The sequence below is a fragment of the Kineococcus deserti genome, assembly GCF_050871945.1.
In the GTDB taxonomy this organism is placed as follows: domain Bacteria; phylum Actinomycetota; class Actinomycetes; order Actinomycetales; family Kineococcaceae; genus Kineococcus.
The window spans coordinates 15277-31592 of the sequence record NZ_JBJLSI010000023.1; the positions used below are offsets into that span (position 1 = coordinate 15277).

Consider the following 16316-nt stretch of genomic DNA (forward strand, 5'->3'; position numbering starts at 1 on the left):
CGTGGCCCGCGGTGACGGACGTCTGAACCACGACCTGCTCCCCGGCGAGAAGGGCCCCCAGGACGCTTGCGGCGTCTTCGGGGTCTGGGCGCCGGGTGAGGAAGTCTCCAAACTCACCTTCTACGGTCTCTACGCCCTGCAGCACCGTGGGCAGGAGGCCGCCGGCATCGCCGTCAGCAACGGCGAGCAGATCCTCGTCTTCAAGGACACCGGTCTGGTGTCCCAGGTCTTCGACGAGTCCGCGCTGGAGTCCCTGCAGGGGCACATCGCGGTCGGGCACGCCCGGTACTCCACGACCGGCGGCGGCGGCTGGCAGAACGCCCAGCCCACCCTCGGCGACACCGCCGGCGGCACGGTCGCGCTGGCGCACAACGGGAACCTGACCAACCAGTTCGCCCTGCGCGACATGCTGGCCGAGCGCTACCCCGAGCAGCCGCGGCCGGTGCTGCGCGGCCGGCCCTCGCCCAGCGAGATCGCCCGCGGCAACACCACCGACACCGCCATCCTCACGGCGCTGTTCGCCGGTGACCCCGACCGCACCCTCGAGGCCACGGCCGCCGAGGTCCTGCCGCACGTGCAGGGCGCCTTCTCGCTGGTCTTCATGGACGAGCACACCCTCTACGCCGCCCGCGACCCGCAGGGCATCCGCCCGCTGGTGCTGGGCCGGCTCGACCGCGGCTGGGTCGTGGCCTCCGAGACGCCCGCCCTCGACATCGTCGGCGCCAGCTTCGTGCGCGAGGTCGAGCCCGGTGAGCTCATCGCGATCGACGCCGACGGCCTGCGCAGCACCCGGTTCGCGCCGGCCAAGCCCAAGGGCTGCGTCTTCGAGTACGTCTACCTGGCCCGCCCGGACACCTCCATCAACGGCAAGGTCGTCCAGGAGTCGCGCGTGGAGATGGGCCGGACGCTGGCCCGTGAGCACCCCGTCGAGGCCGACCTCGTCATCCCGACCCCCGAGTCCGGGACGCCCGCGGCCATCGGCTACGCCGAGGAGTCCGGCATCCCCTACGGCCAGGGGATGGTCAAGAACTCCTACGTCGGCCGGACGTTCATCCAGCCCAGCCAGACGATCCGCCAGCTCGGCATCCGGCTCAAGCTCAACCCGCTCAAGCACGTGGTGGCGGGCAAGCGGCTGGTCGTCGTCGACGACTCGATCGTGCGCGGCAACACCCAGCGCGCGCTGATCCGCATGCTGCGCGAGGCCGGGGCCGCCGAGATCCACGTGCGGATCTCCTCCCCGCCGGTGAAGTGGCCGTGCTTCTACGGCATCGACTTCGCCACCCGCGCCGAGCTGATCGCCAACGGCCTGTCGATCGAGGACATCGCCCAGAGCATCGGGGCGGACTCCCTGGGCTACATCTCGGCCGAGGGCATGATCGCCGCGACCGAGCAGCCCGCCGAGCGGCTGTGCAGCGCGTGCTTCACCGGCGAGTACCCGGTGCCGCTGAACGACCTCGACCGGCTGGGGGAGCGGTCGATGGACAAGCCGCGCATCCCGATCACGCCGGTCTCCCGGCACGAGACCCACCAGAACGTCCAGCAGGGAGCACAGCAGTGAGCGGAACCACCTACGCCTCCGCGGGCGTCGACGTCGTCGCGGGGGACCGCGCCGTCGAGCTCATGAAGGCGTCCGTCGCCCGCACGCAGGGCCCGGAGGTGGTCGGTGGTTTCGGCGGGTTCGCCGGCCTGTACGACGTCTCGGCGCTGAAGGACTACCGCCGGCCGCTGCTGGCCACCAGCACCGACGGCGTCGGGACGAAGGTCGCGATCGCCCAGGCGCTCGACAAGCACGACACCATCGGTTCGGACCTGATCGGCATGGTCGTCGACGACATCGTCGTGGTCGGGGCCAAGCCGCTGTTCATGACCGACTACATCGCCTGCGGCCGGGTCGTGCCCGAACGGATGGCCGCGATCGTCGACGGCATCGCCCGCGCCTGCGCGGAGGCCGGGGTGGCCCTGGTCGGCGGCGAGACCGCCGAGCACCCGGGTCTGCTGGGCCCGGACGAGTACGACGTCGCCGGAGCCGTCACGGGAGTCGTCGAGGCCGACGAGCTGCTGGGCGCCGAACGGGTCGAGGTCGGCGACGTGCTCGTCGCGATGGCCTCCTCCGGGGTGCACTCCAACGGGTACTCCCTCGTGCGCCGCGTCTTCGCCGACGCCGGCTGGGGCTACGACCGGCACGTGGAGGAGTTCGGCCGCACCCTCGGCGAGGAGCTGCTGACCCCCACCCGCATCTACGCCCAGCCCGCGCTCGCGACGCTGGCCACCGGCGGGGTGCACGCGATGAGCCACGTCACCGGTGGCGGTCTGGCCGCGAACCTGGCCCGGTGCCTGCCCAGCCACGTCACCGCCGAGGTGGACCGCTCGACGTGGACGCCGGGGGCGGTGTTCAGCCTCGTGCGCGACCTGGGGAAGGTGCCCGCGGACGACCTCGAGCGCACGCTGAACCTGGGCGTGGGCATGCTGGCGGTCGTGCGGCCGGACAGCGTGGACGCCGTCGTGAGCACGATCGAGCAGGCCGGCATCCCGGCGTGGGTGTGCGGTGAGGTCCGGGAACGGACCGAGGCGGACGGCGCGAGCAACGGCAAGGGCATCGCAGGGGGCGTGACGCTGCTCCGGGGTCGCCACCAGGGTTGGTGAGCGGGTCCGGAGGGCGTCACGCCCCCTGCGATGCCTCGCGGTTGGTGCAGTGGTGCTGGTGCTGCACGACCTGGTTGTCGTGGCCCGTCAAGCCCGACGCTTGGACGACCACTCGTCCTCGTCGTCCGTTGCGGTGTACTTCGACCAGTCCTCGGAATCGTCCGAGTCGTCGTCTTCCACGTCAGACTCCGGCGCCTCCGGAGCGGTTGCGCGCTCCATCTGGCGGTACGGGTCGGGCCCGTGAAGCTCACGTTGCAGAGCGTTGTAGTCGGTCTCGGGGCTGAAGTACTTCAGCTGCCGAGCGACCTTCGTCTGCTTGGCCTTCTGACGGCCGCGCCCCATGGCGTCGACCCCCTCGCGCGTCGGCCGGGGCAGGCTGGGCGTGCCCCGGAGTAGCTGTCATCTCTCCGTGGGACCCAACGGTACATGTTCACGAGACGTTCCGGCATCCCGGTCGCCGGGGTCGCACCCCGGACGGAGCACGCCGACCCGTGACGGGGCCGCCGTGCGCGCCCCGGCCATGGTGTTGGCTGTGCCCATGACCAGCCCCATGACCAGCACAGGAGCCGGTGGGAAGCGTCCGGTCGTGGCCGGGATCGACTCCTCCACGCAGTCGTGCAAGGTGGTCGTCCGCGACGCCGAGTCGGGCGAGTTGCTGCGGATCGGCCGCGCCAGGCACCCCGACGGGACCGAGGTCGACCCCGCGCACTGGTGGCGGGCGCTGACCGAGGCCGTCGCCGACGCCGGCGGGCTCGAGGACGTCGACGCCCTGGCCGTGGGGGCCCAGCAGCACGGCTCGGTCCTGCTCGACGAGCACGGCGAGGTCGTCCGCCCGGCGCTGCTGTGGAACGACGGGCGCTCGGCGGCCGCCGCCGACGCGCTGACCGCCGAGCTGGGCGGGCCGAAGGCGTGGGCCCAGGAGGTCGGCAGCGTCCTGGTCGCCTCCCTGACCATCACCAAGCTGCGCTGGATCGCCGAGCACGAACCGGAGAACGCCGCCCGCACGGCCGCGGTGTGCCTGCCGCACGACTGGCTGACCCACCAGCTCGCCGGCGGGACGTCGACGGGCGCCCGGCTGGTCACCGACCGTGGCGACGCCAGCGGGACCGGCTACTGGTCGCCCGCCGACGGCGCCTACCGCACCGACCTGCTGCACAGGGCCTTCGGCGCGAGCCCGGCGCTGCCCGACGTCCTCGGCCCCGCCGAGGGGGCCGGCACCAGCGCGAGCTCGCTGACGCGGGGCGCGACCCTCGGGCCGGGAACGGGCGACAACATGGCCGCAGCCCTCGGGGTGGGAGCGCAGGTCGGTGACGTGGTCGTCTCGATCGGCACCTCCGGCGTCGTCAGCGTCGTCAGCGACATCCCCACCTGCGACCCCTCCGGGCTCGTCGCCGGCTTCGCCGACGCGACGGGCCGCTACCTGCCGCTGGTCTGCACGCTCAACGCCGCCCGCGTGCTCGACGCGGCCGCGCGCATGCTCGGCGTGGACCACTCCGAGCTGTCCCGGCTGGCGCTGTCGGCGCCCGCGGGCAGCGGCGGGCTGGTCCTGGTGCCCTACCTGGAAGGGGAACGGACGCCCGTCAGACCCGACGCGACGGGCGCGCTGCACGGTCTGACGCTGGCCACCTCGACCCCCGCGCACATCGCCCGGGCCACCGTCGAGGGACTCCTGTGCGGGCTGGCCGACGGCCTGGACGCCCTCGTCGCCCAGGGCGTCGAGATCGGCCGGGTCGTGCTGGTCGGCGGCGGCGCGCGGTCGGAGGCCGTGCGGCGCCTGGCCCCGGCGGTGCTGGCCCGTCCCGTCGTCGTGCCCGAGCCGGGGGAGTACGTGGCCGACGGGGCCGCCCGCCAGGCGGCCTGGGTGCTGGCCGGTGGGCAGAACCCGCCGGACTGGACGCTGAACGCGTCGCAGACGTTCGAGGCCGAGCCGACGCCGGCCGTGCGCGAGCGCTACGCGCAGGTGCGCGACCTCACGGCGGACCGCCTCAGGTGAGGGACTGCCGCGCGCCGCGTGCGTCCCGCACGTCGATGGTGCGGTGCGCGCGCTTGTCCGCGTACATCCGGGCGTCCGCCTCGGCCAGCACGGCCTCCGCGGGGCGGCTGAGGTCGTCGGCGGCCCAGCCCACCGACAGCCGCACGTCGACGCCCGTCAGGGCGTTCCGGACGCTGTGCCGCAGCCGCCGCGCGAGCTTCTCGACGTGCTCGGAGGGGACCGCGTCGACGAGCACGACGAACTCGTCACCGCCGAGCCGGGCGACGGTGTCGCTGGGACGCACCTCGGCCGCCAGCCGCCGGGCGACCTCGACGATGAGCGCGTCCCCGGCGCGGTGACCGAGGGCGTCGTTGACCTCCTTGAGGCCGTCGACGTCGCACAGCAGCACGAAGGTCCGCAGGGTCGGGTCGGTCTGCACCCGGGCGCGCGAGCGCTCCCAGCGGTCGGTCAGCAGCACCCGGTTGGGCAGGCCCGTCAACGCGTCGTGCGCGGCCCGGTGACCCAGCTCGCGCTCGATCGCGACGCGCCCGGAGACGTCCCACGCGGCGAGGACGAGGCGGTCCCCGGCCTGGGCGCGCGCGGCGACCTCCACACGCAGCGAGGGGCGGGCCAGCGGGCGCACGCGCAACGGGCCCAGGCGGGCACCGGGACGGCGCCCGGCCTCGCCCAGGGCGGCCCGGGCGCGCTCGCGGTCACCGGCCACGAGCAGGTCCAGGACGTCACGGCCGGGCAGGTGCTGGGCGTTGACCACGACCAGCCGCTCGACGTCGGGGGAGGCCCACAGGACCGTCGTGCCGGACAGCAGGACGGTGGCCGGGGCACCGGCCGCGAGGGAGCGCCAGTCCGGTCGCCTCCCGTCGTCCACGGGAACGGTCAGGAGCCGGACCGGCGGGCCAGCGCGTCGCCGACCCCGGCCAGCACCGCGGCGGCGGCCGTCGTGGTCAGCACCGCCGGCCACGGGCCGAGCCGCTTGGACAGGGGGTGGGACAGGCCCACCAGGGCCACGGTGCCGGCGGTCAGAGCGGCGGCCAGGCCGGGCGCACCCCCGGCCCAGCGCGGGAGGGCGGCGGTCAGGCCCGCGGCGAGGGCCACCCCGGCGAGCCTGCGGTCGCCCGTGCGCCGGCCGACGGCGTAACCCCCCAGGACGGCGGGACCGATGAGGGCTGGGCTCGGGATCGCGGGCACGGCAGGAGGCTAACGCCGGAGGTGCCTGCGGGACCGGTGGGCCCGCGGACGTCGGCTCGACGTGGGCGGGTCGTCCCGGGGCGCGCCGGGCGGAGGTGGGGGCACGTCACCCGCGGTGGACGGTCCGACGGGAGGAGTGGTCCGGCGTCCGGGAACGACGAAGGCCCCGACGCTGCTGCGTCGAGGCCTTCGTCGAAGTTCGTTCCAGGTGGCCAGGAGCGGGGTCGAACCGCTGACCTTCCGATTTTCAGTCGGACGCTCTACCAACTGAGCTACCTGGCCGTGCCGGGCCGGTTGAACCGGCACGACGAGCGACCCCGACGGGACTCGAACCCGCGACCTCCGCCGTGACAGGGCGGCGCGCTAACCAACTGCGCTACGGGGCCTCAAAGAGGCCTTGTCTTGCTTGTGTTGCTCGGCCTTGCTTGCGAGAAGAACTCTACCCGATCCTCGGCGGTGGTCGTGACCACCTCCTCGGACCCGGTGGTCCGCTGCGTACCCCCAACGGGATTCGAACCCGTGCTACCGCCTTGAAAGGGCGGCGTCCTAGGCCACTAGACGATGAGGGCGTGGCACCGACGGCTCACGCCGAAGGCTCGACCAGCATAGGGGACGGCCGCCGGTGCTGCCGTCCACGGGGAGCGGACCGTTGACGCGTCGGGCCGGACCTACCGGCTCGACGCGTCAACGGTCCCCCCTCCGGCCCCGCACCTCAGGCGGCCGGCTGGTCGGTGCCCGGGACCGAGAGCCGCTTAGAGGCCAGGCGAGGAGTGCGCCCCCGGGCGATCGAGCGCACCACCGCGTCGGGATCGGTGTGCAGCAGGTCCTGCACGGCCAGCTCCACCGCCCCGTGGGTGGCGGGGTGGCCGAACGAGGCGCCGTCACCGAGCTGCTCGAGCACGGGGGCGATCGTCACCCCGTCGCCGAACAGGTCGATGACGCGCGGGTCGATGTAGCTGCTGCGGCACACGCTGGGGGTGTTGCCGAGGTACTCCGAGACCTCCGCGCAGGCGCGGGTCACCGCCCGCTTGCGGGCCGTCGCCGTCCCCGCGACGGGCAGCGACACCGCGAGCGCGACGGCCGCCAGCACCGTCGCGTGCCAGGTCCGGAAGTCCTTGGCGGACACGTCCGGCCCGATCGTCTCGTGCAGGAACTCGTTGACGTCGTCGGCGGTGACGTCGTGCCAGCGGTTGCCCTGCTTCCACACCAGCAGGTCCTCACCGCCTCCGCGCCGGCGCTTGAGCGAACGCACCACGTCGCGCACGGCCGGGTCGGCGATCACCGCGGTCCGGTCCTTGCCGGACTTGGCCACGTAGGAGAACACCAGTTCCTGCCCGCGCTGGTGCACGTGGTCGCGGCGCAGCGTCGCCAGGCCGTAGGAACCGTTCTCCTCGGCGTAGGTGTCACCGCCGACGCGGAAGAACCCCAGGTCCAGCAGCCGGAACGCCGCGGCGAGCACCCGTTCGCGGGTCAGGCCGTCGGTGTGCAGGAGTTCCTCGACGCGTTCGCGCGCCGCGGGCAGCCGGGCCGCGACCTCCAGGACGCGGTCGTGCTTGGCGCGGTCGCGGTCGGCCCGCCACTGCTCGTGGTACCGGTACTGCCGACGGCCGCGGTCGTCGGTGCCCACGGCCTGCAGGTGCCCGTTGGGGAACGGGCAGATCCACACGTCGGTGTACGCGGGCGGGATGGCCAGCGCACTGATGCGGGCGATGACGTCGGGGTCGACGATGCGCTGGCCCTCGGTGTCGAGGTACGTCCAGCCCTTGCCGCGCCTGCGGCGCGAGAAACCGGGCGAGGAGACCGAGACGCGGCGCAGGCGAGGCACGTCCCGATGGTGCAGAGTGGTTCCCGCCCCCGCATCCGGGAACCGGGCCCCAGAACCCGCAGAGAACGTGGAGGAGCCGCCGTGGACCCCGTGCAGGCGTTGCGGCGCACGGCCTTCCTGCTGGAACGCGAGCAGGCGAGCAGTTTCCGGATCGAGGCGTTCCGCAAGGCCGCCGCGGCCCTGCTGGCGCTGGACGCCGACGAGTTCGACGCGCGGCTGGCCGCCGGCACCCTCACCGAGCTCAAGGGCATCGGGAAGTCCTCCGCGCAGATCGTCGTCCAGGCGGCGGCCGGGCGCACCCCGGACCGGCTGGCGGAGCTCGAGGCCGCGGCCGGCCCGCTGGCCGAGGGCGGGGAGGAGCTGCGGGCCCTGCTGCGCGGTGACCTGCACACCCACACCGACGCCAGCGACGGCGGCAGCTCGCTGGTCGAGATGGCGTTCACCGCCGCCGAACTCGGTCACGAGTACGTCGCCGTCACCGACCACTCCGAGCACCTGACGGTGGCGCGCGGCCTGAACCGCGAGCGCCGGGAGGAACAGCTCGCGCAGATCGAGGCGCTGGCCGCCCCGCTGGCCCCGTTCCGGCTGCTGTCGGGCATCGAGGTCGACATCCTCAAGGACGGCGCCCTGGACTGCCCGCCCGACCTGCTCGCGCGGCTCGACGTGGTCGTGGCCTCGTCGCACTCCGAGCTGCGGATGGCCTCCGGCGCCATGACCCGGCGGATGCTGACGGCGATCCGGTCGGGCCGCATGGACGTCCTGGGGCACTGCACGGGGCGCATGGTCAGGGGCGGGCACGGCAGGGTCGGCGAGAAGGGGCGCCCACCGAGCCAGTTCGACGCCGAAGCGGTGTTCGCGGCCTGCGTCGAGTTCGACGTCGCGGTCGAGATCAACGCGCGGCCCGAACGGCTCGACCCGCCGCGGGCCCTGCTGCGGCAGGCCGTCGAGGCCGGGTGCCTGTTCGCGCTGTCCACCGACGCGCACGCCCCGGGGCAGCTGGACTGGCAGCCCTACGGGTGCGCGCGGGCGGCCGAGTGCGGGGTTCCCGCCGACCGGATCGTCACGACGTGGCCGGTGGAACGGGTGCTGGAGTGGACGGCGCGGCGGCGCCCGGCCCGCTGACCTCCCGCCCACCGGTGACCCGCAGGAACTCCAGCTTCTCCTCGTCCGGTGAGCCGGCCGCGGCGCTGTAGACGACGAGCCGGACGTCGGAACCGGGGACGGTGAGCACGTCGCAGTCGCAGGTCACCTCACCGACCACCGGGTGCTGGATCGTCTTGCGGGCCGAGACGTGGTGGCACACGCACCCCTCCTCCCACAACGCCGCGAACTCGGTGCTGCGCGTGCGCAGCTCGCCCACCAGGGCGCTCAGCCCCCGGTCGCGCGGGTAGGTCACCAGCGCGGCGCGCAGGTCGGCGACCAGCGCCCGCTCGAGCTCGTCCCGGCCGCGGCGGACCGGCCAGGACGTCAGCTGCCGGTCGCCACCCAGGAACACCGAGCGGACGAGGTTGCGGTCGTCGTGGGCCCGGGCGCCGGGGTCCCCGAGCAGCGCGGCCCACGGGGGCGTCCACTGCAGCAGCGTCCAGTCGGCGGCGAAGACCCCGATCGGCAGGTCGCCCAGCCGGGCCACCATCCGCTGCACGCCCGCCGGGACGTGGCTGGAGATCGTGCCGTCGAGCGGCGGCAGCAGACCGGCGAGCCGGTAGGCGTGGTCGCGTTCGTCCGGGTTCAGCTGCAGCGCGCGGGTCAGGGTGCCCACGACCTGCGCCGACGGGCTGGTCGCGCGGCCCTGCTCCAGCCGCACCACGTAGTCGACCGACAGGCCCGCCAGGTCGGCCAGTTCCTCCCGGCGCAGTCCCGCGGCGCGGCGCCTGGCGCGGGCGGGCAGGCCGACGTCGAGGGGGGAGAGCCGGTCGCGCCAGCGGCGCAGAGCCGTTCCCAGGGTTTCGGCGTCCACCCCGCCATCGTGCCCCGCAGGCGCTCCGTCAGCCTGGTACTGCCCGACCCACCGTCGCGGCGGGCACTGGCCGGCCTGCGCGGCCCGGCGCACGCTGGGCGCCATGACCACCACGTTCATCACCGGAGCCAACAAGTCCCTCGGGTACGAGACCGCCCGCCGGCTGATCGCGGCCGGGCACGACGTGATCGTCGGCGCTCGCGATCCGCAGCGGGGGCAGGCCGCCGCCGACGCGCTCGGCGCGCGGTTCGTGCGGATCGACGTCACCGACGAGGCGTCCGTGCAGGCCGCGGCCGACGACGTCGCCGCCCACGAGGGAACGGTGGACGTCCTGGTCAACAACGCCGGGGTCCCCGGGCCGCACGCCCCGGCCGACGAGCTCACCGCGGCCGACGCCCTCGCCGTCTACGACGTCAACGTGTTCGGGATCGTCCGGGTGACCCGCGCCTTCCTGCCGCTGCTGCGCCGCTCCGCCAACCCCGTCGTCGTGAACGTCACGAGCGGCATGGGGTCCTTCGCCCTGACCCACGACCCCGCCGCGGACGAGTCGCAGTTCCCGATGCCGCTCTACACCTCCTCCAAGTCGGCCGTGACCATGCTGACGACGCAGTACGCCAAGGCGCTGCCGGAGGTGAAGTTCAACGCCGCCGACCCCGGGTACACCGCGACGGACTTCAACGCCCACGGCGGACACCAGACGGTCGCGGAGGGGACCGACGCGATCGTCGAACTCGCGACGATCGGCGAGGACGGCCCCACGGGGCAGTTCCGCAACCGGTACGGCGTGGTGCCCTGGTGAGTCCGGGAACGCCCGCCGGGGTGCGGGGGCGCGGCGATCACGCCATCCTGGCGTCCTGACGTCGAACCACCGGCGTGGTGGTCGATCCTCCGGAGGTGGTGACGTGGCTGTTCCGCACTCGTCGACCGGCGCTCCTGCCCTCCCGTCCGCCGACGACCCGGCCGTGGCGGCCGTCGGGACGCGCGGCGGCCCGGTCCGGCGGCACGCGCAGGTCACCGGGCTCATCCTGTGCGCGCTGGGACTCCTGGGTCTGGTGCCCGGCATCACGACCCAGTACGACCAGATGGGGTTCTTCCGCAGCGGGGCGCAGCTGTTCGGGGTCTTCACCGTCTCGATCGTGACGTCGGCCCTGCTGTTCCTCTACGGCGTCACCCACCTGGTGTTCGCGGGATCGGTCCGCCAGGCGCACAAGACGGTCGTGCTGCACGCCCTGCTCCTCATCGGCATGGGCGTGGCGGGTGCGGGGATCGTCTTCAACTCGCCCGCGGACGTGCTGCCGACCGACGTGGCGAGCAACTGGCTCTACCTCGGCCTGGGAGTGTTCTTCCTCGTCGGCTCGTGGGTGACCCGACGGCGGCAGATCCACCGGCACGGCGTGTTCTGAGCCGTGCCGGTGGACCTGCCTGCGGTTCAGACCTCGTCGGTGCGACGCCGCGCGGCGTAGGCGTCGAGTTCCTCGTTCGTCCGCTCCGCGGGCCAGCCCTCGGCCAGCGCCCGGTGCAGCAGTTCGGTCTCCGACAACGGGGTGAGGCCACCCACGTTGGGGTCCAGGTCGAGGTTCGTCGGGAACGGGTACCCCTCGGTGGCGGTCGTCACCGCGTTCGCGAGGAACTCCTCCGAGGCTCCCGATCCCTTGCGGGACAGCAGGGCCGGGTAGACGGCCTTGGCGGTCTTGACCCGGTCGACGGTCTCCATCGCGCGGCCGAAGGCCGAGGAGACCTGCAGCAGGTTCGCGACGCGCTGCACGTCGGCGGAGACGTTGGAGCCCGCGCCGTGGAACAGGGCGGGGTTGAAGAACGCCGCGTCGCCCTTGGCCAGCGGCAGCTGCACGTGGTGCGCGGCGAAGTACTCGCGGAACTCCGGCTGCCGCCAGGCCAGGTAGCCCTGCGGGTACTGGTGGGAGTACGGCAGGTAGAGCGTCGGGCCGCTCTCGACGGGCATGTCGCTGTGGGCCACCGCCCCCTGCAGCGTCAGGACCGGGGAGAGCAGGTGCACGTGCGCGGGGTAGCGGGCCGCGACCGGGTTGGACAGGAAACCCAGGTGGTAGTCGCGGTGCGGGTCCTGCGCCTTGCCGCCGGGGCGGACGACGTTGACCTGGGAGGTGACCTGGTAGCCCGGGCCGAGCCAGGCCGTCGAGACGAGGGCGAGCACGTCGTTGCCGTAGTAGTCCACGAACGCCTCCGGATCGCGCACGGCGAGCTTCTCCAGCGCGTTCCAGACCCGGTCGTTCGCGCCGGCCTTGGCGAAGTGGTCGCCCTTGGCGGTACCGGCGGCCTTCTCGTCGGCGATCATCGCCTCGAAGGCCGTGGTGACGCGGTCGACGACGCCGGTGTCGACGAACGCCCCCTTGAGGACGACGACGCCGGGCCCGTCGGTCAGGGCGCGCACGAGTTCACCCTCGACGGCCTCGCGGCCGGCGTCGTCGGCGACCGCCGCGCGCAGCGTGGCGGAGTCGTAGACCAGCACGTTGCGCTGCACGTCGGCCGCGTGCGGGTAGGCGGCCAGGTCGGTGGTCCGGTCGACGAGCCCGGCGAACTCGGCGACGTCGCAGTCGCTCTCGCGGAAGCGGATCGGGAGGGGGCGGGCCGTGGTCGGTGCGCTCATGGTTTCTCCTCGTCGAGAGTCGGGTCGGGAGTTCTCTGATCGGTGGGCGCTCTTCGAGGCTAGCGGCCGGTGAGGGGTTCGTGGCATCGTCGATCCATCAAGAACGCATCAGAGGAGACGCGGTGAGCCATCCCTACCGCATCCGGGAGATCGCCCAGCAGGCCGGACTGAGCACCGCCACGGTCGACCGCGTCCTGCACGGCCGCGCGGGGGTGCGCGCCGCCACGGTCGCCGAGGTCCACCGTGCGATCGCCGACCTGGACCGGCAGGCCTCCCAGGTGCGGCTGGGCGGGGCGACGTTCTTCGTCGACCTCGTCGTGCTGGCGCCCGACCGGTTCTCCCGCGCGGTCCGCACCGCCCTGGAGGCCGAGCTCCCGTCGTTGCGGCCGGCCGTGGTGCGGGCCCGGTTCCACTTCCGCGAGGCCGGCACACCGGCGGACCTGGCCGCGACGATGGACGCCATCGCCGAGCGCGGCTCCAGCGGTGTGCTCCTGAAGGCCCCCGACGACCCGGCCGTGGTGGCCGCGGTCGCGCGGCTGGAGGAACGCGGCATCCCGGTCGTCACCTTCGTCACCGACGTCCCGACCAGCCGGCGGATCGCCTACGTCGGGATGGACGACCGGGCGGCCGGGGCGACCGCCGCCTACCTGCTGACCACCGCGGCTCCCGACTCCACCGGCGTGCTGGTCGCGTTGAGCCGCAGCACGTTCCGCGGGGAGGGGGACCGGGAGCTCGGGTTCCGCGCCGCCTTGCGGAACCTGGCGCCGCAGCTGCCGGTGCACGTGGTGGAGGGCACCGACGGTCTGGACGCCGCCACGGGCACGGCCGTGCCGGAGGTGCTGGCCCGGCACGAGGGCATCGACACGGTCTACTCGATCGGCGGCGGCAACCGCGCCGTCCTGGCGGCCTTCGAGGCCGCGTCCCGGCCGGTGCGGGCCTTCGTCGCCCACGACCTCGACGCCGAGAACGTCGTCCTGCTGCGCGCACGCCGGCTGACGGCCGTCCTGCACCACGACCTGCGCGCCGACGTGCGCCGGGTGTGCCGGGCCGTCATGCAGGCGCAGGGCGCGTTGCCGGGCCGGCCGAGCTCGCACCCCTCGCAGATCCAGGTCGTCACGCCGTTCAACGAACCGGCCGGGCTGCTCGGGGACGGCTGACCCTGGTCAACCGGCGCGGGCGCGCGGACCATGACCCGCGTGCTGGAGGTGCGCCTGTTCGGCGTTCCCGACGTGCGGGTCGACGGCGTCGTGGTCCCGCTGGCGTCCGGCCGCGCGCTGCTGCTGCTGGCCCGGCTGCTGCTGCGCCCCGAACCGCAACGCCGCGAGCACCTGGCGCAGCTGCTGTGGCCGCACTCGGCGCCGGCGCAGGCCCGCACGAACCTGCGGCACGTCGTCCACACGGTGCGGACCACGCTGCCGGCCGCCGTGCTGCGCTCGACCGCGACGACGCTGGCGTGGGGGGAGGCGGAGACCTGGGTGGACGTCACCGCGTTCACCGGACTCGCGGGCGCGCGGGACCCGGACCGGCTGCGCGAAGGCGTCGCGCTCTACACCGGTGACCTGCTGACCGGCTGGGACGAGGAGTGGGTCCTGACCGAACGGGAGGCGTTGCGGCGCAAAGCCGTGGAGGCCCTGGACCGGCTGGCCGGCCTCCTGGCCGGGCGCGGTGACCTCGCCGCCGCCGTGTCCGCGGCCGAGCGCGCGCGGGACCTCGATCCGCTCACCGAGGAGCCGTATCGCCGGCTGATCGGGCTGCACGAGGCGCGCGGCGACCGGGCACGGGCGCTGCGGGCCTACCACGAGTGCGCCGCCGTGCTGCGCGAGGAACTCGGAACGGAACCCTCCGCCCGGACCCGGGCCGCCTACGAGGCGCTGCTGCCCCGCGGGGGGCGGGACGAGCGCGTTCCGGGAACGGCCCCGCTGGTCGGCCGCCGCCCCGAACGCCGCCTGCTGGCCGAGCTGTGGGCGCGGGCCCGCGGGGGCGCGGCGCAGTGCGCGGTCGTCACCGGCGAACCCGGCATCGGCAAGACCCGGCTGGTGGAGGAGCTGCGGGCCTGGGCCGCCCGCCGGGGCGCGACCACGGCCACCGCCCGCTCCTACCCGGTGGAGGGCGCGCCCGCGTACGGGCCGGTCGTGGAGTGGTTGCAGGCCCTGGGCTCCTGGCGGGACGCGCTGGAGCCCGCCGCGCTGGCCGTCCTTGCCCGGCTCGTGCCCGGGCTGCCGGCCACCGCGGCCCCCGCCGACGAGGACCCCCGCAGGCAGTTGTTCGACGCGGTCGCGGACGCGTTGCTGGCCGCGCGCGGGCCCGTGCTGCTGGTGGCCGACGACGTCCACGCCGCCGACCGGCAGACCCTGGCGTTCGTCCACCACCTGCTGCGGACCCGGCCCACCGCGCCGCTGCTGCTCGTCGCCACGGCCCGGCTGGCCGAGACCGACCCGGGCGACCCGCTGCGCGGACTGCTCACCGCGCTGCACGCCCTGGGCCGGTGCACCCAGCTGGACCTGGCGCCGCTGGACGCGGCGCAGGTGAGCACCCTGGCCACGGCGGTCGCCGGGCACGAGGTGGACGCGGCCACCGCGGCCCGGCTGGCCACCGAGACGGCGGGCAACCCGCTGTTCGTCGTCGAGGCCGTGCGGGCGGGCTGGCCGGGCCCGGGGGCTCCCGACGTGCTGGTGCCACCGGTCCGGGCGGTGCTGCAGGCGCGGCTGGACCAGCTCAGCCCCGGCGCCCGCGACCTGGTCGGTCTGGCCGCCACGGCGGGCTCGTCGGTGCCCGTGGAGGTGCTGAGCGCCCTGCGGCCGGACGACGAGGACGGGCTGACCCGCGACCTGGACGAGCTGTGGCGGCGCGGGCTGCTGATCGCCGGCGGCAGCACCTACGACTTCAGCCACGACCTGCTGCGCGAGGTCGCGGTGCGCTCGCTGGAGCCGGCCCGTCGCCGGCACGACCACGTCCTGCTGGCCCGGGCCCTGGCCGGCCACGACCCCGACCGGCGCGACGCGCCGGCCGGCCGGATCGCCGCGCACCTGCACGCCGCCGGCCGGAACGCCGAGGCGGTCGCCTGGTACTGCCGGGCCGCCGTCGCGGCGCAACGGGTCCACGCCGACGCCGACGCGGTCGACCTGCTCGAGCGGGCCCGCGAGGCGGTGCGGGTGAGCGCCGACGCCCCGTCCCGGGACGAGCGCGAACTCGACGTCCTCGTCGCCCTCAGCGCGCCGCTGGCCGCCGTCGAGGGGTACGGCTCCCCGCGGCTGGCCGCGGTCCTCGCCGACGCCACGGCCCTGGGTGGGGCCCTGGGCCGCGAACCGGCCGCACCGGTGCTGCGGGCGCTGGGGATGGCGGCCCTCTCGCGCGGGGACGTCGACGCCGCCCTCGGCTTCGGCGAGCGCCTGCACGCCACCTCGCAGGACGACCTCGTCGCCGTCGAGGGGCACTTCCTGCAGGGCGTGGCGACGTACTGGCGGGGGGAGCGGACCCGCTCGCGCCGGCACCTCCAGGCCGCCCTGGCCCGTTACCGACCGCAGGACCGGCCGGTGCACCTGCGCTCCTTCGCCCAGGATCCCCAGGTGCTGTGCCTGGCACGGCTGGCGTTGCTCGACCTCGCCGACGGCGACCCCGGCACCGCCCGCCGGCGCCGCGACGAGGCGCTCGCCCTGGCCCACCGCGGGCGGCACCCGTTCACCCTCGGCGCGGCGTTGCTGTTCGCGGCCCTGCTGGACCTGGAGCTCGCCGACGTCGAGGCCCTGCGGCGGCACGCGCACGAGCTCACGGAACTGCTGCCGCACGTGCAGGCCCCCGCGGTGAGGCTGGTCGCCGCGGGTTTCGAAGGCCACCTGCGCGTCGTCGACGGGCGGTCGCGGGAGGGCCTGGCCGCGATCGACGCGGCGCTCGCGGACCCGGGACGGCTCACCGCACCGGGAACGCCGGCGATGCTGCTGCGGATCCGGCTCGCCGCGTGCGAGGTCGTGGGGGACCGCACGGGCGCCGGGGCCGCCGCGCGGGCGTTGCTGGCCGGCGACGTGCGGGTGTGGGACGAGCTGGCCCGGACCGTGCTGGAACGCTGAGCGGTCCAGCGCGGAACGCCCGTGGA

General features: G+C 74.7%; 14 protein-coding genes and 3 tRNA genes. 8 read left to right on the forward strand and 9 right to left on the reverse strand.

All coding sequences use genetic code 11. The features are described 5' to 3' along the window. Nucleotide 1 precedes the first annotated feature (1 nt). Both purF and purM read left to right on the forward strand, forming a co-directional pair. Nucleotides 2-1558 (forward strand): amidophosphoribosyltransferase, encoded by a 1557-nt coding sequence (purF, locus tag ACRYR2_RS16710; RefSeq protein WP_432564023.1) that lies wholly within the window; start codon nt 2-4, stop codon nt 1556-1558. Continuing rightward, nucleotides 1555-2643: a phosphoribosylformylglycinamidine cyclo-ligase gene (gene purM / locus ACRYR2_RS16715; RefSeq protein ID WP_432564024.1), complete on the forward strand. Its 1089-nt coding sequence runs from the start codon at nt 1555-1557 to the stop codon at nt 2641-2643. Before purF ends, purM begins: the two co-directional genes overlap by 4 nt. A gap of 87 nt (nt 2644-2730) precedes the next feature. Here the strand turns inward: purM and ACRYR2_RS16720 are convergent, their stop codons facing one another. After that, a complete protein-coding gene (locus ACRYR2_RS16720) occupies nt 2731-2985 on the reverse strand; it encodes a DUF3073 domain-containing protein (RefSeq protein ID WP_432564025.1) in 255 nt (84 codons plus the stop codon). 196 nt (nt 2986-3181) lie between these two features. Here ACRYR2_RS16720 and xylB point away from each other — a divergent pair, with 196 nt between their 5' ends. Beyond that, the gene (gene xylB / locus ACRYR2_RS16725; protein ID WP_432564026.1) at nt 3182-4636 is read left to right on the forward strand and encodes a xylulokinase; all 1455 of its coding nucleotides are present in this window, start codon (nt 3182-3184) and stop codon (nt 4634-4636) included. Here the strand turns inward: xylB and ACRYR2_RS16730 are convergent. From ACRYR2_RS16730 to ACRYR2_RS16755, 6 genes are all read right to left on the reverse strand, one after another. Beyond that, the gene (locus ACRYR2_RS16730; protein WP_432564027.1) at nt 4629-5501 is read right to left on the reverse strand and encodes a GGDEF domain-containing protein; all 873 of its coding nucleotides are present in this window, start codon (nt 5499-5501) and stop codon (nt 4629-4631) included. The genes xylB and ACRYR2_RS16730 overlap by 8 nt on opposite strands. 8 nt (nt 5502-5509) lie before the next feature. Further along, nucleotides 5510-5821: a hypothetical protein gene (locus tag ACRYR2_RS16735; RefSeq protein ID WP_432564028.1), complete on the reverse strand. Its 312-nt coding sequence runs from the start codon at nt 5819-5821 to the stop codon at nt 5510-5512. 209 nt (nt 5822-6030) lie between these two features. Beyond that, nucleotides 6031-6103 (reverse strand) — tRNA-Phe (locus ACRYR2_RS16740). Between the two features lie 30 nt (nt 6104-6133). Then, nucleotides 6134-6207 (reverse strand) — tRNA-Asp (locus ACRYR2_RS16745). 110 nt (nt 6208-6317) lie between these two features. Next, a tRNA-Glu gene (locus tag ACRYR2_RS16750) sits at nt 6318-6390 on the reverse strand. Nucleotides 6391-6533: 143 nt separating this feature from the next. Beyond that, nucleotides 6534-7646 (reverse strand): DNA topoisomerase IB, encoded by a 1113-nt coding sequence (locus tag ACRYR2_RS16755; RefSeq protein ID WP_432564029.1) that lies wholly within the window; start codon nt 7644-7646, stop codon nt 6534-6536. Between the two features lie 81 nt (nt 7647-7727). Here ACRYR2_RS16755 and ACRYR2_RS16760 point away from each other — a divergent pair, with 81 nt between their 5' ends. Beyond that, on the forward strand, nt 7728-8768 hold the full coding sequence (locus tag ACRYR2_RS16760; protein ID WP_432564030.1) for a PHP domain-containing protein: 1041 nt from the start codon (nt 7728-7730) through the stop codon (nt 8766-8768). On the opposite strand, the gene ACRYR2_RS16765 is transcribed toward ACRYR2_RS16760, so the two are convergent. Beyond that, on the reverse strand, nt 8707-9603 hold the full coding sequence (locus ACRYR2_RS16765; RefSeq protein WP_432564031.1) for a helix-turn-helix domain-containing protein: 897 nt from the start codon (nt 9601-9603) through the stop codon (nt 8707-8709). The two genes, ACRYR2_RS16760 and ACRYR2_RS16765, sit on opposite strands and share 62 nt — an antisense overlap. 103 nt (nt 9604-9706) lie before the next feature. Between ACRYR2_RS16765 and ACRYR2_RS16770 the strand changes: the two genes are divergently transcribed. Continuing rightward, nucleotides 9707-10402 carry an SDR family NAD(P)-dependent oxidoreductase gene (locus ACRYR2_RS16770; RefSeq protein ID WP_432564032.1) on the forward strand — a complete coding sequence of 232 codons (696 nt, stop codon included), beginning with the start codon at nt 9707-9709 and terminating at the stop codon, nt 10400-10402. 103 nt (nt 10403-10505) lie between these two features. Continuing rightward, nucleotides 10506-11006, forward strand: a complete 501-nt coding sequence (locus tag ACRYR2_RS16775; RefSeq protein WP_432564033.1) for a DUF4383 domain-containing protein — start codon at nt 10506-10508, stop codon at nt 11004-11006. A gap of 26 nt (nt 11007-11032) precedes the next feature. Here the strand turns inward: ACRYR2_RS16775 and ACRYR2_RS16780 are convergent, their stop codons facing one another. Continuing rightward, entirely contained in the window at nt 11033-12226 is a 1194-nt protein-coding gene (locus ACRYR2_RS16780; RefSeq protein ID WP_432564034.1) for a phytanoyl-CoA dioxygenase family protein, read from the reverse strand. A 122-nt stretch (nt 12227-12348) separates the two neighbouring features. Here ACRYR2_RS16780 and ACRYR2_RS16785 point away from each other — a divergent pair, with 122 nt between their 5' ends. Further along, a complete protein-coding gene (locus tag ACRYR2_RS16785; protein WP_432564035.1) occupies nt 12349-13383 on the forward strand; it encodes a LacI family DNA-binding transcriptional regulator in 1035 nt (344 codons plus the stop codon). Between the two features lie 39 nt (nt 13384-13422). Next, nucleotides 13423-16290, forward strand: coding sequence for an ATP-binding protein (locus ACRYR2_RS16790; RefSeq protein ID WP_432564036.1), 2868 nt, complete (start codon nt 13423-13425; stop codon nt 16288-16290). Nucleotides 16291-16316: the final 26 nt, after the last annotated feature.

Bases quoted from the DNA above. Each gene is read 5' to 3' on its own strand.
- ACRYR2_RS16780 (WP_432564034.1), bottom strand. From the start codon at position 12,226: ATGAGCGCACCGACCACGGCCCGCCCCCTCCCGATCCGCTTCCGCGAG.
- ACRYR2_RS16770 (WP_432564032.1), top strand. From the start codon at position 9,707: ATGACCACCACGTTCATCACCGGAGCCAACAAGTCCCTCGGGTACGAG.
- xylB (WP_432564026.1), top strand. From the start codon at position 3,182: ATGACCAGCCCCATGACCAGCACAGGAGCCGGTGGGAAGCGTCCGGTC.
- ACRYR2_RS16720 (WP_432564025.1), bottom strand. From the start codon at position 2,985: ATGGGGCGCGGCCGTCAGAAGGCCAAGCAGACGAAGGTCGCTCGGCAG.